Annotated in this window: 25 protein-coding genes; 15 read left to right on the plus strand and 10 right to left on the minus strand. The window is 33.6% G+C overall.

Annotated features, from left to right (window positions below; genetic code table 11):
- Window positions 1–14 precede the first annotated feature (14 nt).
- The 5 genes from J8M14_RS01080 to J8M14_RS01100 all read left to right on the plus strand — a co-directional run bounded on the left by J8M14_RS01080 (window position 15) and on the right by J8M14_RS01100 (window position 5327).
- On the plus strand, window positions 15–452 hold the full coding sequence (locus J8M14_RS01080) for a hypothetical protein (RefSeq protein ID WP_211072496.1): 438 nt from the start codon (window positions 15–17) through the stop codon (window positions 450–452).
- Window positions 453–1197: 745 nt separating this feature from the next.
- Complete coding sequence (locus J8M14_RS01085; protein ID WP_211072497.1) at window positions 1198–2475, plus strand: hypothetical protein; 1278 nt, start codon at window positions 1198–1200, stop codon at window positions 2473–2475.
- A gap of 85 nt (window positions 2476–2560) precedes the next feature.
- Window positions 2561–3001 (plus strand): hypothetical protein, encoded by a 441-nt coding sequence (locus J8M14_RS01090; protein ID WP_211072498.1) that lies wholly within the window; start codon window positions 2561–2563, stop codon window positions 2999–3001.
- A 131-nt stretch (window positions 3002–3132) separates the two neighbouring features.
- Complete coding sequence (locus tag J8M14_RS01095; protein WP_211072499.1) at window positions 3133–3765, plus strand: LysE family transporter; 633 nt, start codon at window positions 3133–3135, stop codon at window positions 3763–3765.
- A gap of 104 nt (window positions 3766–3869) precedes the next feature.
- Window positions 3870–5327, plus strand: a complete 1458-nt coding sequence (locus J8M14_RS01100) for an aspartate aminotransferase family protein (RefSeq protein WP_211072500.1) — start codon at window positions 3870–3872, stop codon at window positions 5325–5327.
- Here J8M14_RS01100 and J8M14_RS01105 read toward each other — a convergent pair.
- Entirely contained in the window at window positions 5324–6118 is a 795-nt protein-coding gene (locus tag J8M14_RS01105) for a DUF2797 domain-containing protein (RefSeq protein ID WP_211072501.1), read from the minus strand. The two genes, J8M14_RS01100 and J8M14_RS01105, sit on opposite strands and share 4 nt — an antisense overlap.
- A gap of 127 nt (window positions 6119–6245) precedes the next feature.
- Between J8M14_RS01105 and J8M14_RS01110 the strand changes: the two genes are divergently transcribed.
- The gene (locus J8M14_RS01110) at window positions 6246–7781 is read left to right on the plus strand and encodes a GH3 auxin-responsive promoter family protein (RefSeq protein WP_211072502.1); all 1536 of its coding nucleotides are present in this window, start codon (window positions 6246–6248) and stop codon (window positions 7779–7781) included.
- A 247-nt stretch (window positions 7782–8028) separates the two neighbouring features.
- The gene (locus J8M14_RS01115) at window positions 8029–8346 is read left to right on the plus strand and encodes a hypothetical protein (RefSeq protein ID WP_211072503.1); all 318 of its coding nucleotides are present in this window, start codon (window positions 8029–8031) and stop codon (window positions 8344–8346) included.
- Between the two features lie 98 nt (window positions 8347–8444).
- Here the strand turns inward: J8M14_RS01115 and clpX are convergent, their stop codons facing one another.
- From clpX to J8M14_RS01155, 8 genes are all read right to left on the minus strand, one after another.
- A complete protein-coding gene (clpX, locus tag J8M14_RS01120; protein ID WP_211072504.1) occupies window positions 8445–9677 on the minus strand; it encodes an ATP-dependent Clp protease ATP-binding subunit ClpX in 1233 nt (410 codons plus the stop codon).
- A gap of 51 nt (window positions 9678–9728) precedes the next feature.
- A complete protein-coding gene (clpP, locus tag J8M14_RS01125) occupies window positions 9729–10403 on the minus strand; it encodes an ATP-dependent Clp endopeptidase proteolytic subunit ClpP (RefSeq protein ID WP_211072505.1) in 675 nt (224 codons plus the stop codon).
- A 103-nt stretch (window positions 10404–10506) separates the two neighbouring features.
- The gene (tig, locus tag J8M14_RS01130; protein ID WP_211072506.1) at window positions 10507–11829 is read right to left on the minus strand and encodes a trigger factor; all 1323 of its coding nucleotides are present in this window, start codon (window positions 11827–11829) and stop codon (window positions 10507–10509) included.
- Window positions 11830–11915: 86 nt separating this feature from the next.
- The gene (locus J8M14_RS01135; protein WP_211072507.1) at window positions 11916–12263 is read right to left on the minus strand and encodes a phage holin family protein; all 348 of its coding nucleotides are present in this window, start codon (window positions 12261–12263) and stop codon (window positions 11916–11918) included.
- A gap of 95 nt (window positions 12264–12358) precedes the next feature.
- Window positions 12359–13945 carry a G-D-S-L family lipolytic protein gene (locus tag J8M14_RS01140; RefSeq protein WP_211072508.1) on the minus strand — a complete coding sequence of 529 codons (1587 nt, stop codon included), beginning with the start codon at window positions 13943–13945 and terminating at the stop codon, window positions 12359–12361.
- A 5-nt stretch (window positions 13946–13950) separates the two neighbouring features.
- Window positions 13951–15204, minus strand: coding sequence for an outer membrane protein transport protein (locus J8M14_RS01145; RefSeq protein ID WP_211072509.1), 1254 nt, complete (start codon window positions 15202–15204; stop codon window positions 13951–13953).
- Window positions 15205–15325: 121 nt separating this feature from the next.
- A complete protein-coding gene (locus tag J8M14_RS01150) occupies window positions 15326–16093 on the minus strand; it encodes an alpha/beta fold hydrolase (RefSeq protein WP_211072510.1) in 768 nt (255 codons plus the stop codon).
- Window positions 16094–16102: 9 nt separating this feature from the next.
- A complete protein-coding gene (locus tag J8M14_RS01155) occupies window positions 16103–16816 on the minus strand; it encodes a pyridoxine 5'-phosphate synthase (protein WP_211072511.1) in 714 nt (237 codons plus the stop codon).
- A 100-nt stretch (window positions 16817–16916) separates the two neighbouring features.
- Here J8M14_RS01155 and J8M14_RS01160 point away from each other — a divergent pair, with 100 nt between their 5' ends.
- The 8 genes from J8M14_RS01160 (at window position 16917) to murI (ending at window position 24969) form a co-directional block, all read left to right on the plus strand.
- Complete coding sequence (locus J8M14_RS01160; RefSeq protein WP_211072512.1) at window positions 16917–17573, plus strand: CBS domain-containing protein; 657 nt, start codon at window positions 16917–16919, stop codon at window positions 17571–17573.
- 33 nt (window positions 17574–17606) lie between these two features.
- Window positions 17607–18491: an NAD kinase gene (locus J8M14_RS01165; RefSeq protein WP_211072513.1), complete on the plus strand. Its 885-nt coding sequence runs from the start codon at window positions 17607–17609 to the stop codon at window positions 18489–18491.
- Window positions 18492–18591: 100 nt separating this feature from the next.
- A complete protein-coding gene (locus tag J8M14_RS01170; protein WP_211072514.1) occupies window positions 18592–19275 on the plus strand; it encodes a DUF6089 family protein in 684 nt (227 codons plus the stop codon).
- Between the two features lie 3 nt (window positions 19276–19278).
- The gene (locus tag J8M14_RS01175; protein ID WP_211072515.1) at window positions 19279–20016 is read left to right on the plus strand and encodes an isoprenyl transferase; all 738 of its coding nucleotides are present in this window, start codon (window positions 19279–19281) and stop codon (window positions 20014–20016) included.
- A 4-nt stretch (window positions 20017–20020) separates the two neighbouring features.
- Complete coding sequence (locus J8M14_RS01180; protein WP_211072516.1) at window positions 20021–22657, plus strand: POTRA domain-containing protein; 2637 nt, start codon at window positions 20021–20023, stop codon at window positions 22655–22657.
- 36 nt (window positions 22658–22693) lie between these two features.
- Entirely contained in the window at window positions 22694–23539 is an 846-nt protein-coding gene (locus tag J8M14_RS01185; protein ID WP_211072517.1) for an OmpH family outer membrane protein, read from the plus strand.
- A 44-nt stretch (window positions 23540–23583) separates the two neighbouring features.
- Window positions 23584–24093: an OmpH family outer membrane protein gene (locus tag J8M14_RS01190; protein WP_211072518.1), complete on the plus strand. Its 510-nt coding sequence runs from the start codon at window positions 23584–23586 to the stop codon at window positions 24091–24093.
- Between the two features lie 87 nt (window positions 24094–24180).
- Window positions 24181–24969 (plus strand): glutamate racemase, encoded by a 789-nt coding sequence (gene murI, locus J8M14_RS01195; RefSeq protein WP_211072519.1) that lies wholly within the window; start codon window positions 24181–24183, stop codon window positions 24967–24969.
- 11 nt (window positions 24970–24980) lie between these two features.
- On the opposite strand, the gene J8M14_RS01200 is transcribed toward murI, so the two are convergent.
- Entirely contained in the window at window positions 24981–25712 is a 732-nt protein-coding gene (locus J8M14_RS01200; protein WP_211072520.1) for a LytTR family DNA-binding domain-containing protein, read from the minus strand.

The raw sequence follows: 25712 nt of genomic DNA on the forward strand, positions 1-25712 counted from the left end.
TTACCCTAACTTAAATGAGATCCATTACTGTTTTATTATTTGCTTTGTTTATTGCGAATATGAGTTTCGCACAAACACAAAAGAATGTTTTTTTTGACCAGACAACATTAATTAATAAATTTCATACCATTGATGAGCTAGAAGCCTTAAGAAAAGGGGATCTAATTAAATTATATATAGCCAGAACAAATGAAATTGTAACAATCATACCTTACCTCGCTCTTACGAATGAAGCAGGTGTGAGTTTATCAGATCTTGGAATAAAAGAAAACTCTAGTAATTTAAAAATACTAGATAAACATCATGAGACTATAACCGATGCCTCTGAAAACACCAGTAATCTAATATCTGAATTTGTTCCTTACGCAGATACTGAAAAAATTATATGGTCCATCTTATATTTTGAAGAAGTCATTAAAAAAATCCGAATAGGAACCAACGGAAATTTCTAAAACATAACCACATCATTTTATTTTAAAAATCAGTCTTATCGACTGATTTTTTTTGTTTAAGTAACTATGAAATCTAAAAGCTAATCTTCTTACTTCGATCTGTTTTATATCAAGAAAAGGCTAAAACCTATAAAACTGACAACGCTTAGAAAAATACATTAGGCCATTTACGAAGTATTTCTTTCTACTAAAAAATTATAAAAGGACTTTAGCACAACATTTTTACTATAAAACACAAAAAGACACTTCCTTAAATCAATAAGAAGAGTTAAAAATCTAAGTTTTAATTAAGAAAAACCGGAATACTAAAACAATAAGAAAAGTGTAAGTTAATCATCGAATTTTCTGACAAAATTATTGTTATTTACTATTATACTAGTCAAAATCCGACAGAAAAGTCTTCCAGATTATTCAAAAAAACACCTGTATTTTATGTTAATTAACACAAAATTCAACACTATTTTAACAATTTTAACTAAAAAAACACAAAAAACCACTTTATCGTTTATCGCCAAAAGCTTTTAGTTGAACAAATACTAAAATACTGGAAATCAAATTATTAAATTCGCAAATAAGTAAGAATAATACTTCAAACAATTTGCTAAATAAAGTTAAAAATTCGACAAACGTACAAAGTTTACGGTAAACACGTAATTACGTTTTAACAAAGCATGTTAACTTAGTACTTCTGAAAACGGAAGAAGGAATTTTCTTCCAGATTAAGTAACCCCAAAATAATACTTTCATGAAACTAAGAACTTCGATTTCTAAAGTCTTTCTATTTATTACATTATGTTCACTTAATTTAAATGCTCAAGATTTTAATCAACATGATTATAGATGGGCAAAAGGTTGGACCAATTTTGAGCCCAACAAAACAAACTATCCGGAGGCAGAAGAAAAACTTCCCAATGTTATAGCGGATAACACCTTCTTAAGAAACGATATCGTATATCTTTTATCTGGTGACGTTTATGTGATTGCAGGCGCTACCTTAACCATACAAGAAGGAACCGTGATTAGATGTGATCACGAGAATCCTGCTAACTTAATCGTAACTAAAGGCTCTAAATTAATTGCTGCGGGTTCTCAAGCCTATCCAATTGTATTTACCTCTAACAAGGCTCCAAAATCGAGAAACAGTGGAGATTGGGGAGGAATTACTATTGCCGGCTCGGGAAATGTAAATACCGTTTCCGGAAGTGGAATAATCAAAGGAAACTATAATCCACAATATTCAATATACGGAGGTACTGATACTGATGAACAAACTACTATCCTGAGATATGTAAGAATAGAATTTGCAGGTAACAAAAATAAAAGAGCAGAAGGAGCCAATGGACTTTCTTTATATGGAGTGGGTAGTTCTTCTATCATAGATAATATAATGGTGAGTTATTCCGCACAAGACTCCTACAGCATTAATGGAGGAAAAATTGACATCTTAAACCTTATTTCTCTAAAAGCCGAAGATGATGATTTTCAGATATCAGAAGGTTACAAAGGAGATCTAGATAACTTAATGGCGATTCGTCATCCATACATAACAAGCCCAAAGGGTTCTTATGCATTAGAAGTAAATGGTTTCAATAAGGATATGGGATATACAAAACCTAATGCTTTAACAAATGTCACTGTTACTAATGCTACTTTGGTAAATTTATCAGACAAGAGTAATTATGCACATACGTCCTCTGCAATTTCTGCCACTAATGCAGCAATGATCTATATTAATAATTCTAAAATCTCAGGTTTTTCTGATGTTGTAAAATTTGACAAATCATACACTTCATTAGCTTTTATAGCAAAAGCTTTTACTATGGATAATAGCTTCTTTAATATTCATAGTGAAGGAGTAAAAGTAGATTACAAACCAAGTACAGGAGTTTTAGATATTCTGAAATATAACAGATTCACTAAAGATTTTGTAGCTGTTAATGATTTATTTAATGACCCACAAAGTAAAGTGATGCCAAAATTTCAACTAAAACAATCTTTGAATAAATATATGGTTATGCAGTAAAAGTTAAACAATACTTTTTTCTAAACCCCAAAAAGAGGAAAGAACTGTTTTTCTAATCTAACGTAACAGAACAACAAATTACATTATGCATAAATTATTAGTAAGCTTTATTTTCATCATAATAGTGAACATGACCTTTGCACAAAATAATAATGAAGCTATTTTTTTTCAAAAAAAAGACCAAATAAATAGATTTCATACCATTGGTGATTTAGAAAGTATGAAAAAAGGAGATTTATTAACATTGTATTACTCTAGAGTAAAAGAGATCATGACTGTACTGCCCTTTTTATCATTGACTAATGAAGCAGGAGTTAGATTAGGAGATGTCGGCATTAAAGAAGACTCAAATCATCTCAAAACTTTAAAAAAAACTAAGGAAGCATCTGAAGACGCTTTGAAGTCTACGAAAATAGCTATAGAAGAACTAGTTCCTTATGCAGATACAGAAAAAATAATCTGGACCATCTTATATTATGAAGAAATCATAAAAAAGATGAGAATTGGTGTAAAGGGAAATTTTTAAAAAAACACGATTATAAATAATTGTGCTAGAAGTATTATTTACTTAGGGTAAGAAGCGGCTAATGCCGCTTCTAATTTTATAAACGAATTAAATGCTTGTAAGTTCTTTATTATTACTCCTACTAAAACAACATGATTACATTGTATCTTATTTTAGGTCTATTGACGGCAATATTAGGAGCCTTACCACTAGGAGCCGTAAATATTGCAGTAATTAATACTACCATAAAAGAGAGCACACAAAAAGCTTTATATATAGCTGCCGCAGCAGGCATAGGAGAAGTTTTTTTAGCTTTATTCGCATTGCATTGCAGCATGGAACTTTCTGGTTTCTTTGAACAAAATCAATGGATACAGATTGTATTTATACTTCTGTTTTTATTCATCGGAATTTACTTTTTAATGGTTAAATCTAAATTGGAAACGCCTAAAAAACGACTACAACTTAATTTGAGAAAATCTAAATTCTTAACCGGTTTTTCTTTAGCATTTTTAAACCCTCCGGTAATTATTTACTGGATCATAGCGATCTCACTTACTAACAAACATCTTTTTAAACTCAATACACAAATATCACTGTTAGCACTTATTCTTTTCTTTTTAGGCATATATTTGGGAAAAATAAGCACATTATACCTTTATAGCAGATGGGGAAACAAAATGGCACAGAAACAAGGCGGATCCAAAGCAAAACTCTTTAAAATTATTGGCACAGCATTGATTACACTTTCCTTTTTTCAAGGGATTAAATTTTTAATAGCGTAAGGCTTTTATATCATAAGAATATACTGTTTTTTTAATGGATTATCCGAGCACATTCCTGTGATTACTCCTACATTTGCTTTCTATTACAGATAAATAAAGTTATGATGGATAAAAATGACTTGAATAGCAAGCTCATATTACCAAAAGAAAAAATGCAACAATATGGTTATAAGATTGTAGACCTTATTGTAAATCATTTCGAAAACCAGAATTCTAAAACGCCCGTTAATCAAGCTTCCAGAGAAGAAATGGATGTATTGTTAACCGAAGAAATCCCTAACAACCCTACACCTGCCAACGAAGTCTTAGATTTTGTTATGGATCATGTTATTCCTCATAGCAATATTGTATCTCATCCAAAATCATTTTCTTTTGTCCCGGGACCCAGCAATTATATAAGTGCAATGGCGGATACTATTGCCACTGGATTCAATATATTCTCCGGTGGTTGGGCTGCATCGCCTGCTGCTGCACAATTAGAAATAGTAACTATGAACTGGTTACTAAAGATTTTTGGTTTTCCAACCAAAAAAGGTGGAGGTATATTTACCAGTGGTGGCTCTATGGCCAATCTAACAGCTCTTGTTACGGCCAGAAGAATTAAATGCAAAAGTGATTTTTCTAAAGCCACTATTTACCTATCTGATCAAGCTCATTCATCTAATATAAAAGCCATAAAAGTAATTGGTTTAAAAAAAGAGCAGATCCGTATTATCCCTACAGATTTAGAATTCAAAGTATCGCTTAATAAATTAAAAAATGCAATTGCCAGAGATCGCCTGGAAGGGTTAAAACCATTTTGCATTATCGCCTCTGCTGGAACAACAAATACAGGAACCGTAGATCCACTGGATGAAATTGCCGATATCTGCGAAAAAGAAAAACTATGGCTACATATAGATGGTGCATATGGAGCAGCTGCCATATTATCGAAAAACGGTAAAAAACTGTTAAAAGGCATTCGAAGAGCAGATTCACTAACAGTAGATCCACACAAGTGGTTTTTTCAGCCTTATGAAATAGGTTGCCTTTTAGTAAAAAACCATAATTGGTTAAGCAGCACTTTTAGCGAAAAACCAGAATACCTAAGAGATATTGAAGGTAATGAATCAGAAATCAATTTTTATGATCACGGCATCCAACTAACACGCCGTTTTCGTGCGTTAAAGTTTTATATGTCTTTAAAAACATTTGGTTTAGAATCTTTTAAAAAAGCCATACAATACAATATTGAACTCTGTGAACAAACTGAAGCTATTCTTCGAAAAAGTGCACAATGGGAGGTTACCTCTCCCGCAACACTGGCTATAATAAATTTTAGATACCATCCTATTAATCATAAGCTATCAGAAAAACAATTAGACCAAATTAATCAGAGTATTTCTAAAAAAATAGTTGATTCAGGAGAAGCTTTATTAGTGACCACAGTATTACAGGGTCAGGTTGTACTTAGAATGTGTTTAATCAATCCTAGAACTACCATTGAAGACATTAATGACACCCTAAAAAAATGTGAAGATTATGGAAGAAAAGAGATTCAGGAACTAGAAATTCTAAACTAAGAAACTGTTAATTTCACCACATACCCTTCATTATTTCGAACATTAAAAACAGTGTTATCTTCGAATATCAGGTATTGTCCTTTTATTCCTTTTAGCACTCCCGAATATTCAGGTGTTTTCTCTAAGTTAAGGCTTTTGAGCTTTTCAGGATATCTCAGTACCGGAAAATGAAGTTCAGTCTCTTTATTATTCGCTATATAATACTCCTGTACCTCTGCAGGAATAAACTCTTTTAACCTATCTCTACAAGTTAACAAATCCTCATCGATAACTTGATTTGTAAGCATTTTACGCCAATTAGTTTTGTCAGCAATATGATCCTTTAACGCAACTTCAGTAATACCTGCAAGATATCGATTAGGCACTTCTACAATTTCTATAGCCTCATGAGCTCCTTGATCAATCCATCTGGTGGGCACTTGAGACTTTCGAGTCACTCCAACTTTAATATTACTGGAATTAGCCAAATATACTATATGAGGTTGCAGCTGTACTTTTTTTTCAAACTCAAGATCTCTATCTTCAACATTTAAGTGAGCAGTACTTAATTCCGGACGCATTACCCAATCTCCTACTTCCGGACGGTTATAAAAGTCGTCATAACAATACCCTTGTCGATAGATTTTCTTATTTTCACCGCATGCTAAACATTGATATCCAACAAATGAAATATTCAGCGTTTTATCTAATAATTGATTGACCTGGATAAAATCTGATTCAAATACTAAATAATACTGAATTGGCTCACCGATTTCGGTTTGCATTTTAGTAAGTACACCTTGGTATTGCATATAAAGTTTTGTTATATCTTAAGCTTGTAAAAAAGCAGATGTAATAATTTTTACTATTTTAGTTTCCAGCGAAGCAGCTGAATAAACACAAAATCATTATTAATTTCAGTCAAAGATACATTAAAAAATGCCAATCCCTTTAGTTAATTCTATTGCCAGCTGGTTCTTAAAAAAACGGTTTCATCAGATGGAACTTTTTCTTAAGTATCCAAATGAAGTACAGCTTGAATTATTACATTTTTTATTAGATACAGCAAAAAATACTGAGCTAGGAAAGCAATATGATTTTTCTTCAATTCATAATTATGAGACCTTCGCAGAACGTGTACCTATAAGATCTTATGAAGACTATGAATCTATGATCGAAAGAAGTCGGCATGGAGAAAACAATATATTCTGGCCCACCAATATTAAATGGTTTGCCAAATCCAGTGGTACTACTAGCGCCAAAAGCAAGTTCATACCTGTAAGTCAAGAATCACTTGAAGATTGTCATTTTGCTGCTGGAAAAGATTTACTATGCATGTACCTCAACAACAATGAAAACTCTAAGCTCTTTACTGGCAAAAGTCTTCGTTTAGGAGGAAGTAAAGAACTATACAAAGAAAATGGAACATATTTTGGTGACTTATCGGCCATTATCATCGACAATATGCCATTTTGGGCAGACTTTAGCTCAACCCCAAGTAGCGAGGTATCTTTAATGAGTGATTGGGAAATTAAGATGAAAGCCATTGTTATTGAGACAGTTCTAGAGAATGTAACCAGTTTAGCTGGAGTTCCTTCCTGGATGCTGGTATTGTTAAACCAGGTATTAGAAACCACAGGAAAAGAACAACTCTTTGAGATATGGAACAATCTCGAAGTATATTTTCATGGTGGAGTAAGTTTCGATCCTTATAGAGATCAATACAAAAAAATTCTCCCAAGACACTCGTTTAAATATTATGAAATATATAATGCTTCAGAAGGCTTTTTTGCTATACAGGATCGCAATGATTCCTCAGAACTTCTTTTAATGCTGGATTATGGTATTTTTTATGAATTCATTCCGATGGACACTTACGGTTCAGAAGAAGAAAAGGTAATTCCGCTAAGTGATGTAGAAGTAGGAAAAAACTACGCCGTTATTATTACTACTAACGCAGGGTTATGGAGATATAAAATAGGGGATACTGTTCGCTTTACTTCTATCAACCCATATAGAATAAAAGTATCAGGTAGAACCAAGCATCATATCAATGTATTTGGAGAAGAGTTAATCATAGAAAATGCCGAAGAAGCTCTAAAGAGGACTTCAAAAGAAACTAATTGTGAAATTGTTGAATACACGGCGGCTCCGATTTTTATGAATGGAAAAGAAAAAGGAGCTCATGAATGGATGATTGAGTTCAAAAAGCGTCCGGATTGTATTACTCAATTTACTCATATCCTAGACCAACATTTACAAAATGTGAATAGCGACTATGAAGCAAAAAGATATAATAACACGACACTAAACATGCTTACAGTTCGTGAAGCCAGACAAAACTTATTTTATGATTGGCTAAAACAGAAAGACAAGCTAGGGGGGCAACATAAAATACCACGTTTATCAAATACCCGGGTTTATGTAGAAGAGTTGTTAGAACTAAACAAAAAGGTTGATTCTTTTTATTCTTAAGACAACTATTTGCAATACAACACTATGAATTAGAAGTTTTTTCCCCTAATTTGATTCAGAAAACAATTTTATTTTACGGTTTTACCATAAAAAATATACGTAAGAATTTCTGTATTTGGTTAAAATTTGAGTATTTCATCGGTCAAAAAAAACGCTTGATCTAAAAATTAAAAAATCTCTTTCTAGCAATTCATTTTCATATTAAATTTGGAATCAGATAGTTATAATCTTATCAATGTCCCAAAGTATGAAAAACCTAATGTTCACATTTGTTTTATTATTATCAATTGTAGGCTTAACCGCACAAGAGAAAACTATTGTTGATTCTGGCAACACAGCAAATAAGGTTATCACTAAAGATGATTCTACTATTTTAGACAAAAAGACAGTATCTATTGATAAGGTATGTTATAGTGAAGGGTCGAAAGTAGCATTTTACGAAGCTTTGATTTGTCAAAATGGTTTTGACATTCAGTTAAAAGAGAGTGATGCTTTGGTCATTAAAAGTACAGAAGAGATTATAGCTAAAACTAAAGATCAAATATTGTATACAGAAGAAGATTAGATTAAAATCGATATCCAACTATCCAACCGAAAAAAAACACCTTTGTATCGCTGATACAAAGGTGTTTTTTTTATTATTATTTTGAAATGAAATACCGATTAAGAAACAGCCTTAAGCTTATTTATTGTTGCTTTATTCAATTTCTTTTCTGCATAATCTTTAGTAACTCTTAGATCCGTTTCTTCGCTTTCAGGCAACTCATACATAGCGTCAGTTAAAATAGCTTCGCAAAGAGATCTAAGACCTCTCGCTCCCAACTTATATTCTACTGCCTTTTGCACAATATAATCTAAAGCACCATCTGTGATCGAGAATTTTATACTATCCATCTCAAATAGCTTTTTATATTGCTTGATAATTGCGTTCTTAGGTTCTGTCAAAATAGCTCTAAGCGTATTATCATCTAAAGGATTCATAAAAGATAGTACAGGAAGACGTCCTATAATCTCAGGTATCAATCCAAAATCCTTTAAGTCCTTAGGAATAATATACTGCAACAAGTTATCTTTCTCTATAGCATCTTCACTCTTAGAAGCACTATATCCAATTGCCTTCATATTTAATCGTTTTTGGATTGACTTCTCAATCCCATCAAAAGCACCTCCGGCAATGAATAAAATATTTTCTGTATTTACCTCAATAAATTTTTGATCTGGGTGTTTTCTACCACCTTTTGGCGGGACATTTACCACTGTACCTTCTAATAATTTAAGTAAAGCCTGCTGAACACCTTCTCCAGAAACATCTCTGGTAATACTAGGGTTATCACTTTTACGAGCAATCTTATCAATTTCATCAATAAACACAATTCCTCTTTGCGCTTTTTCTAGATTATAATCTGCTGCCTGAAGTAATCGGGTAAGAATGCTCTCCACATCTTCACCTACATAACCAGCTTCAGTAAGTACCGTGGCATCAACAATAGCGAGGGGTACATTAAGCATCTTTGCAATAGTTTTTGCTATTAATGTTTTACCTGTACCGGTTTGCCCAACCATAATGATATTACTCTTCTGAATCTCGATATCATCCTCAGTTACAGGTTGCAACAACCTTTTATAGTGATTATACACAGCTACAGACATCACTTTTTTAGTGAACTCTTGCCCTATAACATATTCATCTAAAAACTTCTTAATAGCCATTGGCTTTCTCAACATTAGCTCACTGCTAAGTTCACCCGCATCTTCTTCTCTAGCCTCTTCAACCACAATACCATGTGCCTGAACTATACAACGATCGCATATGTGCGCATCTAGTCCTGCAATTAATAAATTTGTTTCTGGCTTCTTCCTCCCGCAAAACGAGCATTCTAAATCTTCCTTGGCCATAGTCATTTTAATTTAAATTATTTACAATAAGAATTTGCAAACAATCCTTAGTTATTCTCTAGTCAAAATTTCATCAATCATTCCATACTCAAGAGCCTTATCAGCTTTCATCCAATAATCCCTATCACTATCTTCATATACTTTGTCGTAGGTTTGTCCAGAATGTTTCGCGATGATGTTATATAACTCTTCTTTTAGTGTTAAAATTTCCCTAGCGGTAATCTCTATATCACTAGCTTGTCCCTGAGCGCCTCCAAGAGGTTGATGAATCATTACTCTACTATGAGGTAGTCCAGAACGTTTACCCTTCTCCCCGGCACACAACAACACAGCTCCCATTGACGCCGCCATACCAGTACAAATTGTAGCAACATCAGGCTTTATAAATTGCATGGTGTCATAAATACCTAAACCTGCATAAACACTACCTCCCGGAGAATTAATATAAATCTGAATATCTTTTGTAGAATCTACACTATCTAAGAATAGCAATTGTGCCTGAACTATATTAGCCACCTGATCATTGATACCCGTACCCAAAAATATGATTCGATCCATCATCAAACGTGAGAATACATCAAAAATAGCAATATTCATCTGGCGTTCTTCGATAATATTTGGGGTCATATTGGTTGGATACATACTACTAATGATTTCATTGTAGTAGTTACTATTAATCCCGTGATGCTGAGTAGCATATTTTTCGAATTCTTTACCGTAATCCATATGTTTCTTTTCCTGAATTTATTTTTATAAAAAAGGCGCTAACCAAAAGATGGTTTAACGCCCTAAATATAAGTATAAAATTCGGTATAAATTATAAGTATAACTATTTGTAAACTTCTTTTACAAAATCATCAAAACTCACTTCTTTCACTTTCAATTTAGTATTTTCTTTATAGAAAGTAAGCAGTTTCTGACTCATTAATTGCTCAGAAATTCTCTTCACCTCATCCTGATTAGATAATATCCTGGCTGCAATATCTTCTAGTTCTTTATCTTCTGGAGACATTTGACCGAATTGAGCCATCTGTCCTTTGATTAAGTCTTTTGCAAAATCTTTTAATTCCTCAAAAGTAACCTGGAGGTTGTTATCACTAATAATTTTACCTTCTATTAGTTGATAACGTAATCCTTTTTCACTTTTTTCGTACTCATCTTTTGCTTGATCTGCTGTCAAAGGCTCTTCTCCGGTAGCTTGGATCCATTTCTGCAAAAACTCTACAGGAAGCTCAAATTTAGTACTATCTAAAAGATACTCTGTAATGTCATTAAGCAATTGCTGATCAGATTGTTGCTCAAACTGACGTTCTGCATCTTGCTTAATTCTATCCTTAAGATCTGTAACCGTTTTTACATTACCAGGGCCATACAACTTATCAAATAACTCTTGATCAAGATCAGCTAATTCCTGGGTATTAACTTCAGCTATTGTAAATGTAACTTCTATATCTAAATCTTCAGCATCATCGCGCTCAACTTTTAAAGCGCTGATCAAATCGTGATCATCACTAAACAATCCTTTAGTTTTTAACTTAAGAACATCTCCAACCTTAGCTCCGATAAATTTATCTAGATTTCTTTTGCCTTTTACTTTATCCAAAGAAACTGTAGTTTCATTTTCAATTTCTTTTTCTTCATTTACAAAAGTCCCTCTAATCAAATCATCTTTCTCAGCAACATCTTTAGAAACCAATTTCCCATATTGCTTCTGAATAGTTTTAACCTGATTATCAATCATTTCTTCAGTTGCAGTAATCTTATAATGAGTAATTGCTTTTTTTCCTGAAAGTTTTACATCAAATTTTGGTGCTAAACCTAATTCAAACTCAAAAGAATAATCATCTGCGTCCCAGTCAAAATTATCCTGCTCTTTAGGCAGTGGATTACCTAAAACGTCTAATTTTTCTTCTGTTAAATATTTATTTAAAGCATCCTGCAATAACTTATTCACTTCATCTACCAAAACTGCTTTACCATACTGCTTTTTCACAAGTCCCATAGGAACGTGACCTTTTCTAAAACCAGGTATATTTGCGTTTTTACGATAATCCTTAAGGATTTTTTCTACCTTATCGCCATAATCAGCCTTAGCTATATCTACAGTTACTACAGCATTTAATTCGTCTAATTGCTCTTTTGAAATATTCATTATCTCTACTTTTTTGTACTAAAAATCGGGTTGCAAAAGTAAAACATTTTTACAACCCGACAAAGTTTTAACTACCTGAAAAACAGTTAACTTTTATCTTTCTTTAAAATAGAATATAATATAGATTGAAATATGGATAATAAAAAGCTAAAGATCAATGCCCAAAGCCATCCTTTAACTCCAAAACCAGATATAAAATAATCTGCCAAGAGAATGATCGCGGCATTAATAACTAATAAAAACAATCCTAATGTAACGATAGTGACAGGAAGTGTAAAAATCACTAATATTGGTTTTAAAAAAGTATTTAAAATCGATAAAAGTACTGCTACTACCAAAGCACTAATGTAATTGTCAATTCTTACTCCTGGTAGTATTTCTGCCAAAACTAATACTGCGACAGCGCTTAATACCATCTTTAATAAAAACTTCATAGTTTAAATATTTTAGATATTGAAGATAGTAAAAAATTAGAGCAACAAAAAAACCTGTCTAGGCGACAGGTTTTTTTATAATTTAAAAAGTTTTTTTAATTCGACGGAGGCTGAATCACGTCATTACTTAATGTAATAGTACCAAAATCACCTATATCTACTCTAGGTAATTGAGCTCCATAAGTTTCTTCAAGTGCATCCATGATGCTATTCGCTACTAAAGCATGTGCTCTTGGTGTTGGATGTACTCCATCAAGAGAGAATCCTCCACCACTAGCAAAAGCAGAAGTAACTACTCCTCCATTAAAAGGAATACCACCGTTAGCAGCCTGTGACAATGCCGCTGCAATATCAACAAATGCTAAACCATTAGCCGTAGCCAGACCCTGTATGGTTGTATTATACGCTACACGAGCAGTTTCTATAGCAGCTTGCTCATCCGGAATCAATACATATTGATCATCAAGTGGCAGAGTCACTCCATTTATAGAAAACTGACCAGCTTGTTCTTGAGGAACTCCTAAACCAACTAACTGTGCAGCTCTATCCTCATCCAATTCACCTATTATACCAGAACTTGTAAGCACTAATAAATCATTTGCAGTCGCCTGACGCGCTTGTCCAAATTGCGCACCTAAAATCCCAGCTAAACCAGCTCCAAAAGTAGGAGTTAACGCCTGCGTTAATGCTGCAGAAATATCGGTAAGAGATTCATCCTTAATTACTACCGCACTTGCAGCAGTTTCAGAAAAAGTGATCGATCTTTCAGGCACTCCTATGAAAGCAAAAGCCTGATTTAACCCCGCATATGTTGCATTAAGTGTTGGTATTTGAGGACCAAAAGTTGGGCTTAATGGACTTAAAGGAGCAAATGGAACCGTTGTAAAGAACGGCAAAGAAGTAACGTTAGGTAGGTTTAACACCACCCCTTTAGCTCCACTTCCTACTAGTCCTGTAATTAATTGACTATATGTTCCCGCAAATGTATTATTATTAGTTATATCAAGACCAGCAACTGAGTAGGTGCTTGGATCTGTGTTACCAGTAACATTATGATCTTCTCCAACACCTCCTGAAGTTGCATAACCTAGTATATCGTTATTACCTATCCATAAACTAAAGAAAGTTGGATTTTGTGCTAAAGCATCACCAATAACTGTCGCATTTGCAGCACTTGCAAAACGTCCAAAATAAGGATTTGCTGTACCATAACCAGGGAAACCAAGATGATATACTCTAGCTCCCGGAACCCCCATATTGTTAAATGAGCTTCCTAAATTAGATGTAAAATCTGTAGTAGGAACCCCACCAGCATAAACACCTGGGCTAGGATTTTCACCATTCTCATCAAATTCCAACACTAGTCTTGGAGGAAATCTAAGAGGATCATTGCTAAAACCACCAATATCATCACTCATTAACGGCTGGGTAAATTCTCCCCCTCCAGCAAAAGCTAACCGTTTTGCCAAAATATTAGGATATGAATTTTCCTGACCGGAAATATACAATGCATTATCAGCAAAACCAGCTGTAAGCGAATTTCCTAAAGCTACATATTTACTAAAATCGGCTTCTCCACTTGTAAATGAAGTTGTTTCATCAATTGGATTGTCAAATTCTGGTTCGCAAGCCACTAAACCTAATGCCAGAACCGCTAAGTATTTTATATTATTCTTTATCATCAGTATTACAATTTATAAGTTAAACCAAGTCCCGGCGCAAATGCGCTTGATTTATATGTCCCTCCAAAAGATGATCTTGCTCCTGTGGCAGGATCTGTTGCAAAATCATAAGATTCATCAACTTCTTCAAATCTCAGGTAAAAGAAAGAAGCATCAATTGCCAACTTAGAAGTAATTGCAAAACTGAAACCTCCAGAATATCCATCAGAATCATTACGAGGAGTTTCTGGCGCAAAGAAACCAGACTGAACAGGAGACTCGTCACGATAGTAACCCGCTCTCAACGCAATCTTTTCTGTTGCCTGATATTGTAAACCAAAACGGTATACTGATGAATTTTTATAATCACGAGGATTAAGAGAGGTAGAACCATTACCAAATTGAATATCTAAAGATTCGTAAACATCCCAGAATTGTCTGTTATAATCAAAAGCAAATAACCATTTCTTATGGAACTGATATGAAAGTCCTAGTGTCAACTCTGCAGGTAAAGGCAACTCTGCACTAAAAGTAGTTGTTCCATTAGCAGGCAAACTTGTAGAATTAGGAAAATTACTAAATACAGCTTCTCCATCCTCTGCTTCAAGGATAATCTCACTACGATAACTAAATCCTAATCTAAAATTCTCAGTTGGATTAAACATAGCTCCTACGCTCCAACCCCAATTACTAACACCTGTATCATCAACTGTTATATTTGAACGATTCCCTTCAAAATCGGTTAATGTTCTACTAGCATTACGATTAAAGTTAACCGAACCTGTAACATAAATCGGACCACCACCGATACTAAATTTATCAGAAAGTTTAAATGATAAAACCGGCTGAATATAGATAGCAGCCAAATCAATATTATTAACCAAATGAGAACCAGGCCAATCTGTTGGCCAAGTAACCTCACTACCGTAAGGAGTGTACACCCCTAAACCAATAGACATCCAATCATTTACTTTGTAAGACCCATAAAGATTAAGAGGAGTTCCTACCGAGTTATCCGTCTCAGAAGACAACAAAAGGTCTTCATTTTGATAAATAACATCAGTAAAAATACCACTAGCTCCCGCACTGATATTTAATTTATTCTCTAAGTACACTAAACCTGCTGGATTAAAAAATACAAGCTCTGCACTATTAACCACCGCAACACCAGTATGACCCATGGCCATAGCTCTCTGTCCTTGGACACTAACCCTATACCCACCAGCATATGTAGCCATAGTAGTTGAGGCAAATAGAACTAATAATAAAAGTTTTCTCATAATTAATTTAGAATTGTTTTTGTTTTTTAGGATTTTGTAAAATTGATGTTCCAAATTTAGTAGAAAATACCAATTATCCAACGAAATCATTAAAATATTATGCATACATAGTATTTTAAATCTATTTTTTAACAAATCCTAATACTTTAGTCAAAAATTCAGTAGGGTTTTCCGCATGTAACCAATGACCAGCAGAAGAAATTTGTTGAATTCTTGAATCTGGAAACTGCCTACCAATCCTAACTTCGTCGTTTTCAATGATGTAATTGGATTTTTCACCTTTTAAGAAAAGGGTTTCTCCTTCGTAGGTATAATGTAATGGAAGCTCAACTCCTATTTGAGAAGCATTCTTAACCAAAACCTCAAGATTTAATCTTAAATCAAGTTGCCCTTTTTCCTTCCAAAACAGATTTTTTAATAAAAACATTCGAACTCCTAAATCAGGGATGTAAGCATCTAATTCTTTATCTACTTCTCCTCTGGATTTTAAAACTTCAAAGTCCAAAGCACTTAATCCATCTAAAATATCCTGATGATGTAAAGGGTAATATTTTGGACCAATATCTGCAATGATTAGTTTACTAATTAATTCGGGATATTTTACCGCAAACAACATAGCCACTTTACCTCCCATCGAATGTCCAAGCAAGATAATATTCTTCAAATTATGATCCGAACAATACTCGGCCAGATCCTCAGCCATAATTTCATAACTAAACTCATCACTATGCGGGCTTCTACCATGATTACGTTGATCTATGAGGTGCACCTGAAAACTTTCTTCAGAAATCTTTTTCCCCAAAGTTTTCCAATTATCGCTCATCCCTAAAAAACCATGTAAAATAACGAAAGAGTTTCCTTCTCCAATAACATTAGCATGTAACTTCATAAATCCAAATTATTTAAGGCGATGCAAATACATATTAACTACATTTTCCAGCCCCAAATAAATGGACTCACTTATCAAAGCATGACCAATAGACACTTCAAGCAATCCAGGTATATTTTCTTTAAAAAACTTTATATTATCTAAAGAAAGATCATGTCCTGCATTTACTCCTAAGCCAAGATCAATAGATTTCTGAGCACATTCTACATAAGAATTAATAGCCTTTTCATTTCCTTTTGCATATTCTGAAGCAAACTCTTCAGTATACAATTCAATTCTATCCGCCCCTGTTTCCTTTGCTCCTTCGATAACGTCAACAATAGGGTCAACAAAAATTGAGGTTCTAATGTCATTTCTTTTAAACTCCGAAATAACTTCTTGCAAAAAACCTTTATGCTTCTTTGTATCCCAACCAGCATTACTAGTAATCGCGTCCTCAGCATCAGGAACTAAAGTAACCTGAGTAGGTTTTACTTTTAATACCAAATCCACAAACTTAGGTATGGGATTTCCTTCTATGTTATATTCTGTGGTTACGATTGGCTTTAAATCATAAGCATCCTGATATCTAATATGCCTCTCATCGGGTCTAGGGTGTATCGTTATTCCTTCTCCACCAAACCGCTGAATATCCTTAGCCACTTGAATCAAATTCGGCACATCTCCTCCTCTAGAATTTCTTAATGTTGCTATTTTATTAATGTTAACACTTAACTTTGTCATAGTTTTTGATATACTTTCTTTAAAAAAACAAAAATACAAACTTGGGAACGCCTCGATTGTATATTTTTTGATTATTTTGCATAATATAGCTCCCAGAATTATGAAGACGAACTTATACATAGTAAACGAGATAGAGCCAGTTGACATAGCTGCAAAAGTTGCTGATGTTCAATTATTATTTAATGAGCTTACTTATACTCATTTTCCAGTAACGAAAGATAAAATATACTTGGGTTGTATATCTGAAGCTGATATCAGATGTTTTGAAACTGAAAAAACATTAGAAGCATACCAATATGCCTTAGAAGGTTTCTATGTAAGAGAAGGTGATAACTGGCTAGATATTTTAGAGTCTTTTGCACAGAACAATTCCAATATCATTCCTGTCCTTGATGACAATAATAATTACCTAGGCTTTTTTGAACTTGGAGATATTATGAATTTGTTTAACGAAACTCCTTTCTTAAGCGAACCGGGTAATATTTTAACTGTAGAAAAAGGTGTGTTAGACTATTCATTTAGCGAAATAGCACAAATTGTAGAATCTAACAATGCTAAAGTATTAGGGTTATTTATTTCAAATATGGAGAATGATGTAGCGCAGATAACAGTTAAAATTAGTGATACTGATATTAATAATATAGTGCAAACCTTTAGAAGATATAGTTACAATATCGTCTCAAGACATCACGAAGATACTTTCTTAACAAACCTAAAGGAAAGATCTCAATATTTAGAAAAATACCTAAATATCTAAGAGAATTATTCAACCAGAAAACACAAATCCATAATGAAGATAGGTATCTACGGACAGTTTTACCACAAGAATTCGGGTATATATATTCAGCAATTACTGGAAACCTTGGATAAAAATCAGGCCGAAGTGGTTATAGAAAAGAATTTTCTGGAATTGATTAATCTTCATGACGAAATTGATAAAACGTACTCCCACTTTAGCACTTTTGAAGAATTAGACGATTCATATGACTTATTTTTTAGTATTGGTGGTGATGGCACAATTCTAAAAACTATAACTTATGTAAGAGATCTTGGGATACCAATAGCAGGGATAAATACAGGTAGATTAGGGTTTCTGGCTACTATTCAGAAAGAAGAAATACAGGATAGTATAGATTTAATCTTAAACAAACAATTTGACATTTCTTCCAGAAGTATCCTTACCATAGAGACATTACCTAAAAATGAAGAATTCGGAGTATTAAATTTTGCAATGAATGAAATTGCTGTTAGTAGAAGAAACACTACTTCTATGATCACTGTACATACGAACCTTAATGATGAATTCTTAACCTCATATTGGGCGGATGGTTTGATTGTTGCTACTCCTACTGGATCCACAGGATATTCACTTAGCTGTGGGGGTCCGGTGATTATTCCAGAAGCAGAAAGCATGGTACTAACACCAATTGCTCCTCATAATCTTAACGCCAGACCTTTAGTTATACAGGACAATCAGGAAATAAAGCTTCAGATATCCAGTAGAGAAGACTCATATTTAGTTTCATTAGATTCCAGAATTCATACATTACCCAATGAAACCACTGTAATTATTAAAAAAGCACCTTTTAAGATTAATATGGTGGTTTTACAAGATAAAAGTTTCCTTAAAACTTTGCGCAAAAAAATGCTTTGGGGAGAAGATAAACGCAATTAGGCAATAAAATCTACTAAATAGTGTTTTTTAATTCATACAATTTCAATCAAATTCTTGTGTACTAAAGTTAATTGTTATATTTGCAAACTTTTGAAAATCTATGAGATACTTAATATCATTTGTATTCGTCTTATTTTTTATACATTCTGCCGCATCCCAAACATATGAGGTTGGTATAATGGCTGGAGGTTCTAATTACATTGGAGATGTAGGATCTTCATACTACATAGCCCCTAATGATTTTGCATTAGGAGCGATAGGAAAATGGAATCGTAGTAAGAGACATGCGTTTAGAGCATCATTTTTATACGCACAACTTAATGCAGATGACTCTAATGGTGATGATAGAAGAAAACAGAGAGGACTAAGCTTTAATAATTCTGTAAAAGAATTATCAGTGGGTATGGAATTCAACTTTTGGGATTGGTTCTTATATGATGGAGAGTCTCAATTCACTCCATACTTATATTCTGGGATTACAGCTTTTAATTATAAGGCAAAATCAGTAGATACGAATAATGGTAACCAAATTACGGAATACGGTGACCAATGGAATTTTGCCATTCCAATGGTAATTGGTATTAAGAAAACTTTAGGTCGTGATTTTGTAATTGGAGCAGAAATTGGAGCCAGATATACATTTACAGATAACCTTGATGGTAGTGACCCTAATAGTGGTTTTGGTCAAGGATTTGGAAATTTAGATAATAATGATTGGTATGTATTTACCGGAATAACACTATCCTATACATGGGGTAGAATACCTTGCTATTGTGCATTCTAGAAAATGATTGATAAAGAACACCTTAATTCCAATATACCAGAACACGTAGCCATTATAATGGATGGTAATGGAAGATGGGCAAAAAAGAAAGGATTATTTAGAGCAGTTGGCCACGAAAATGGAACTAAAGCGGTAAAACAAGCTGTAGAAGGCAGTGCAGAAATAGGTATTAAATATCTAACACTATATGCATTTTCTACAGAAAACTGGAATAGACCAAAACTAGAAGTAGAAACCTTAATGAAGCTTCTGGTAAGTGCTCTAAAAAAAGAAATAAAAACACTTCAAAAAAATAACATCCGTCTTAACGCGATTGGAAACCTGGAAGCTTTACCTGAAAAAGCAAGAAAAGAACTCCTGGAAGTTATTGAAAACACTAAGACTAATGATCGAATGACATTGACTTTAGCACTTAGTTACGGAAGTCGTGAAGAGCTTATAAAAACTATCCAAGAAATAAGCAATAAAGTTAAAAATAATGTACTTTCGCCACATCTTATAAATGAAGCAGTCATTAATAAGCATTTGTATACCAAAAACCTGCCAGATGTAGACTTATTAATACGCACCAGCGGTGAACAACGTATTAGTAATTTCCTGTTATGGCAGATAGCGTATGCAGAATTATATTTTACAGAGATATTATGGCCAGATTTTAAAAAATCAGATTTATTTGAAGCCATATACAATTATCAACAAAGAGAAAGAAGATTTGGAAAAACTAGTGAGCAGCTTAGTTAAAAAGATGGCAAAAAAATTACCTATTAAGCATTTTGTATTATTTGTATTTTTAATCAATATAATATCTGTTTCAGCGCAGAATTTACCCGGAACCAATGGAAAATCCTATATTATAGGTGAAATAAAAGTAACGGGGACAACTAGCTATAATGAGAGTACCGTTATTACTTTTACCGGTCTAAAAAAAGGTGAACGTATATTTTTACCAGGAGATCGTATTAGTGGTGTAATAAAAAAACTATGGGACCTTGAATTATTTAGTGATATTAATTTTTATATAACTAAGGTAGAAGGAGAAGTTGCTGATCTAGAAATCAACATCCAGGAAGTTCCCGAGCTAAAAGAAGTTCGTATTGAAGGAATAAAAAAGCGTAAAGCAGAAGAGCTACTTAAAGAAAATAGCTTAACTAAAGGGGCCAAAGTAACCGAAAACCTTCTGACTACTACTCGCAATTTCATTTCTAACAAATATAGAAAAGACGGTTTTCTTAACACTAAAGTTCTTATTAACACTACTCCTGTAAAAGACACTGTACCTACTAACAAAGTAAACATGGTGGTCCGTATTGATAAAGGAGATCGTGTGAAAGTGGATCGTATTACAATTAATGGAAACTCTAAATTTTCTGACGCCAAAGTTAAAGGTGCCATGAAAAACACAAAACAAAAGAAGTTTTGGAGATTCTGGAAAAGATCAAAATACATAAAAGCTGACTATCAGGAAGACAAAGAAAATATCGTATCTAAATATAAAGAAAAAGGATATCGAGATGCTCGTATAGTTTCAGACAGCTTAATTGTAGAAGATGATAATAGTGTATCATTAAACCTTAATGTAGAAGAGGGAAACAAATACTATTTTGGAGACATTACGTTTTTAGGCAATAGTGTTTATACAGATCGACAATTGGCAAGGCAATTAGTAATCAAAAAGGGAGAAGTATACAATGGTGTTTTATTAGAAAAACAAATTGCAGATAATACTAAACCTGATGCTAATGACCTAACAAATCTATATCAAAACAATGGATATTTATTTTCTTCTATTGATGCTGTAGAAACAAGTGTAGAAAATGATACTATTGATTTTGAGATACGAATCAGAGAAGGAAAACTAGTTCATTTTAATCACATTACTGTTTCAGGGAATGATAGAACCAATGACCACGTAATTTATAGAATATTACGTACCAGACCGGGTGAGGTATATAGCAAAGACCTTGTCGTAAGAACAGTTCGTGAGATTGGACAACTTGGTTTCTTTGATCCTGAACAATTAGAACCTCAATTCCAGAATGCAAATCCGCAAGACGGAACAATTGACATTAATTATCCGGTAGTAGAAAAAGGTGCCAGTCAAATAGAACTACAAGGTGGTTTTGGTGGAGGAGGCTTCATTGGAACATTAGGACTAGCATTTAATAATTTCTCTATAAGAAACATTTTTAATAAAGAGGCTTATAGCCCTCTTCCTATGGGTGATGGCCAAACACTCAGAGTAAGAGCACAGGCTAGTCAATTTTTCCAAACATACAGCCTATCATTTGTAGAACCTTGGCTTGGGGGTAAAAGACCATTCCAGCTTTCTACCTCATTTTCGCATACTATTCAGTTTCTATTTGATAGTAGAAATCGTGATGTTGATAGGGATAGTAAGTTTTTAATTACAGGAGGGTCAATTGGTATTGCCAAAAGACTAAACTGGCCTGATAATTATTTCACTTTATCCCAAGCAATAAGTATCAGACATTATAATCTTAAAAATTATAATACAAGATTATTTACATTTGGTAATGGATCATCTAATGATTTAGCGTATACAATAGGTCTTAATAGAAATAACACATCTGTTAATCCAATATTTCCAACGGGAGGATCAGAATTTAATGTGGTAGCAAAGTTTTCTTTACCTTATTCTTTATGGGATGGAAATGACTACGAAGCTTTAGCTAATGAAAGAGAAAATTTAATCAATGAACAAGCTAACTTAAACACGGCCGATGCTCAGCAAAGCATACGTTTTACTGAAATCAATGATGAAATCGCAGAAATAGATCAGGAACGTTTTAAGTGGTTAGAATATTACAAGATAAAATTTGATGGTACTTGGTATACACGTCTTATGAATATCGGCAAACAACCTTTGGTTCTAAGAACCAGAGCTGAATTTGGTTTTCTTGGGGCATATAATAGCAATAGAGGAAATATTCCTTTTGAAAGATTTCGTTTAGGAGGTGATGGACTAGGTACTGGTGTGCAAAACCAAAGTGAAAATATAGCGCTTAGAGGGTACCCAAATCAATCTCTAGTACCTGCGAGTAGAGCAAATGATATAAATTCTGGATTAGATGGGGCAACAATTTATAATAAATATTCGTTAGAGCTTCGTTACCCTATAACTTTAAAACCATCTGCATCAATTTATATGCTTGGTTTTTTAGAAGGAGGAGCATCATATGATAGCTTCCAAGAATTTAATCCGTTTCAATTAAGCAGATCCACTGGTTTAGGATTGCGTATATTTATGCCAGCATTTGGATTGCTTGGTATTGATTTTGGATATGGTTTTGATCCTATTCCTGGAACAAACACAGGAGCTAACGGGTGGGAAACTCACTTTATCATAGGGCAACAGTTTTAATTTTGGCACGATTATTTCTATTAACAAAACTGAATTATGAAAACACAAGTTCTTTTAATTATGATGACGATAACCTGGTTATCGTTTACTAATTCTGTAGAAGCTCAAAAAGGAATTAGAATTGGCTACATCGACATGGATTACATTTTAGAGAATGTACCTGAATACAATGAAGCCTCTGCTGATCTAGAAACCAAAGTACAAAAGTGGAAAGTCGAAATTGAAGCAGAATTAAAAGAAGTAGAACAGATGAGAAAAGATCTCAATAATGAACGTGTTCTATTGACAAAAGAACTTATTGAAGAAAGAGAAGAAGACATTACTTTTAAAGAAAAAGAAATACTGGAATATCAACAAAAAAGATTTGGTCCTAATGGAGATCTATTCATCCAAAAGAAAAGGTTAGTTCAACCAGTACAAGATCAAGTATTTGTAGCAGTACAAGAACTTGCCAAAAATAAAAAATATGATTTCGTTTTTGACAGATCCTCTGACTTAGTAATGCTTTATTCTGCAGACAGATATGACATCAGCGATCAAGTTTTACTTAGAATTAGCAGAGTATCTAAGAGAAAACAACTCGATAGCAGAAAAGAAAAGAAAGCCCTGGAGAGAGCAGAAAAAAGAACCGCTGAGCAAGAAAATGAGGTAAGTGATAGAGAAGCTGCTGCAAAGAAAAAACAATCTCAAAGAGAACAATTACTTGCTGAGCGTAAAGCACAGAGAGATTCTATTAGAGCTGCAAAGAAAAAAGAATTTGAAGCCAGAAGAGCTAAGCTTCTTGAAGCACAAAAAAGAAGAAAAGATTCTATAAATGCATTAAAAAAGCAAAAAGAAAATCTTAATAAAGATGACTCGTCCGAAGGAGATGAGAATCAATAACCTTAAAACTATTATAAATTTATATACACTTAATATTACTAGAAATGAAACAATTTAGAACACTATTCGTAGCTTGTGCATTGATGTTGGGAGCCTCAAGTTTTGTGAGCGCACAGTCTAAAGTAGCGCATATAGCATCACAAGAGCTTGTGGAGGCTATGCCTGCTTTTAAAGCTGCAAAAGGAGAGATTGAAAAACTAAACAAAACGTATGAAGCTGAAATCAGAAATATGTTTTTAGAATATCAAAAGACAATCCAACAGTATTCTCAAGAAGCCGAAACTAAAACTGATGAAGAGAATCTAAAAAGGCAACAAGAGATTCAAGCTACTGAAAAAAGCATCAACGAATACAGACAAAATGCGATGCAAGATATTCAGAAAAAAGAAATCGAATTATTAAAGCCGATATATGAGAAAGCTAGAGTTTCTATTCAGAAAGTTGCCAGAGCTCAAGGTTTTCAATATGTATTAGATTCTACCACTGGAACAGGAGTAATTCTTGCTGATGGTAAAGATCTTATGGCAGACGTAAAAAAAGATTTAGGTATCTAAAAGATAAAAAATCTTAATAAAAAATAAAAAAACAGTGAGTAGCTACTCACTGTTTTTTTATTTTTGACAGCATACGATCTAATAATTATGCAAGATAAAGCTATCGGTATATTTGACTCAGGAGTCGGTGGAACCTCAATTTGGAAAGAAATTGCAACACTTTTACCAAATGAGAATACCATATATCTGGCAGATAGTAAATATGCACCTTACGGCAAAAGAAGTAAAGAGGAAATCATAGAACTCAGTATAAAAAACACTGAAAAACTATTAGAACTTAATTGCAAAATAATTGTAGTAGCGTGCAATACAGCAACCACCAATGCCATAAAAGTGCTTCGTTCGACATATAACATTCCTTTTATCGGAATAGAACCAGCAATAAAGCCGGCTGCAATTCGCACTAAAACGAGAAAAATAGGAGTCTTAGCTACCAAAGGCACATTATCCAGCGAATTATTCGCCAAAACATCTGACTTATACGCTAATAATATTGAAGTGATAGAGGTAATAGGCACAGGGTTGGTAGAACTCATTGAAGGTGGTAAAATCGAAAGCCCTGAAATGTATACGTTACTAGAATCCTATATCAAACCAATGATCCAAAAAGACATTGATCATCTGGTATTAGGCTGTAGTCATTATCCATATCTTATACCGGTTCTAAAAGAAATCCTTTCCGAAAACGTAACGATCATTGATTCTGGAGAAGCAGTTGCCAAGCAAACCAAAGCAATCCTCGCTACCAACAATCTTTTACGCACAAATTCCAATATGGGAGAACATCATTTTTATACAAATTCAGATATTGCTACACTGCAGCATATTCTTCAAAAAAGTAACATCCTTTACTTGGCTGATACCTTAGATTTTTAATATTAAACTTTTTACTTAAAGTAATCCAGAAGCGCAGCCTTTTTAGAAGAAGATACTGCTAACTCTTTTCCGGAAGTAATTTCTACACTCCCTCCCTTCCCTTTTCTATAACGTACTATTTTATTGACGTTGACCAAAAAACTTTTATGTATTCGTGCAAAACCTTGATCGTGTAAAGAATCCTCAAAATACTTCAGAGTCTTACTCACCAGCTTCTGCCCTTTTTCCAAAAATATTTTGGTATAATTATCATCAGCTTCGCAGTATAAGATATTGGCAATCTCCAGTACTTCAAAACCATCTTGTTGTGGAATAGTGATTTTACCATTTGCAGCTGAAAATTTAGAAACCAAAACCGCATCCTGCAATGCTATTTCACGTTCTTTAATATGGATAACATGATCTACCGCCTTGATTAAATTATCAATCGCAATTGGTTTCAGAAGATAATATGTCGCTTGAGCATTAAGCGCTTCTACCGCATAATGATCATAAGCGGTTACAAATACAATTTCGAAAGTACGATCAGGAACCTGTTCTATTAAATCAAAAGCATTTCCGTAAGGCATTTCAACATCTAAAAATAATACATCCGGATCTTTTGATTCTAATAAGGTTAATGTCTCTTGCACACTAGCAGCCTCACCCATAATATTTACCGATGGACAATATTTACCTAAATAGTTATTAAGAATAGCTCTGCTGTTTGCTTCGTCGTCTACTATAATTGCGTTTAACTTCAC

This window comes from Aquimarina sp. MMG016 (assembly GCF_018100805.1).
In the GTDB taxonomy this organism is placed as follows: Bacteria; Bacteroidota; Bacteroidia; order Flavobacteriales; family Flavobacteriaceae; genus Aquimarina.

Coding starts and splice junctions, on each gene's coding strand:
- J8M14_RS01170 (WP_211072514.1), top strand. CDS start 18,592: ATGAGATACTTAATATCATTTGTATTCGTCTTATTTTTTATACATTCT.
- J8M14_RS01115 (WP_211072503.1), top strand. CDS start 8,029: ATGAAAAACCTAATGTTCACATTTGTTTTATTATTATCAATTGTAGGC.
- tig (WP_211072506.1), bottom strand. CDS start 11,829: ATGAATATTTCAAAAGAGCAATTAGACGAATTAAATGCTGTAGTAACT.
- J8M14_RS01165 (WP_211072513.1), top strand. CDS start 17,607: ATGAAGATAGGTATCTACGGACAGTTTTACCACAAGAATTCGGGTATA.
- J8M14_RS01095 (WP_211072499.1), top strand. CDS start 3,133: ATGATTACATTGTATCTTATTTTAGGTCTATTGACGGCAATATTAGGA.
- J8M14_RS01135 (WP_211072507.1), bottom strand. CDS start 12,263: ATGAAGTTTTTATTAAAGATGGTATTAAGCGCTGTCGCAGTATTAGTT.
- J8M14_RS01185 (WP_211072517.1), top strand. CDS start 22,694: ATGAAAACACAAGTTCTTTTAATTATGATGACGATAACCTGGTTATCG.
- J8M14_RS01150 (WP_211072510.1), bottom strand. CDS start 16,093: ATGAAGTTACATGCTAATGTTATTGGAGAAGGAAACTCTTTCGTTATT.
- J8M14_RS01180 (WP_211072516.1), top strand. CDS start 20,021: ATGGCAAAAAAATTACCTATTAAGCATTTTGTATTATTTGTATTTTTA.
- J8M14_RS01100 (WP_211072500.1), top strand. CDS start 3,870: ATGGATAAAAATGACTTGAATAGCAAGCTCATATTACCAAAAGAAAAA.
- murI (WP_211072519.1), top strand. CDS start 24,181: ATGCAAGATAAAGCTATCGGTATATTTGACTCAGGAGTCGGTGGAACC.
- J8M14_RS01140 (WP_211072508.1), bottom strand. CDS start 13,945: ATGATAAAGAATAATATAAAATACTTAGCGGTTCTGGCATTAGGTTTA.
- J8M14_RS01160 (WP_211072512.1), top strand. CDS start 16,917: ATGAAGACGAACTTATACATAGTAAACGAGATAGAGCCAGTTGACATA.
- J8M14_RS01110 (WP_211072502.1), top strand. CDS start 6,246: ATGCCAATCCCTTTAGTTAATTCTATTGCCAGCTGGTTCTTAAAAAAA.
- J8M14_RS01190 (WP_211072518.1), top strand. CDS start 23,584: ATGAAACAATTTAGAACACTATTCGTAGCTTGTGCATTGATGTTGGGA.
- J8M14_RS01080 (WP_211072496.1), top strand. CDS start 15: ATGAGATCCATTACTGTTTTATTATTTGCTTTGTTTATTGCGAATATG.
- J8M14_RS01090 (WP_211072498.1), top strand. CDS start 2,561: ATGCATAAATTATTAGTAAGCTTTATTTTCATCATAATAGTGAACATG.
- clpP (WP_211072505.1), bottom strand. CDS start 10,403: ATGGATTACGGTAAAGAATTCGAAAAATATGCTACTCAGCATCACGGG.
- clpX (WP_211072504.1), bottom strand. CDS start 9,677: ATGGCCAAGGAAGATTTAGAATGCTCGTTTTGCGGGAGGAAGAAGCCA.
- J8M14_RS01145 (WP_211072509.1), bottom strand. CDS start 15,204: ATGAGAAAACTTTTATTATTAGTTCTATTTGCCTCAACTACTATGGCT.
- J8M14_RS01105 (WP_211072501.1), bottom strand. CDS start 6,118: ATGCAATACCAAGGTGTACTTACTAAAATGCAAACCGAAATCGGTGAG.
- J8M14_RS01155 (WP_211072511.1), bottom strand. CDS start 16,816: ATGACAAAGTTAAGTGTTAACATTAATAAAATAGCAACATTAAGAAAT.
- J8M14_RS01175 (WP_211072515.1), top strand. CDS start 19,279: ATGATTGATAAAGAACACCTTAATTCCAATATACCAGAACACGTAGCC.
- J8M14_RS01085 (WP_211072497.1), top strand. CDS start 1,198: ATGAAACTAAGAACTTCGATTTCTAAAGTCTTTCTATTTATTACATTA.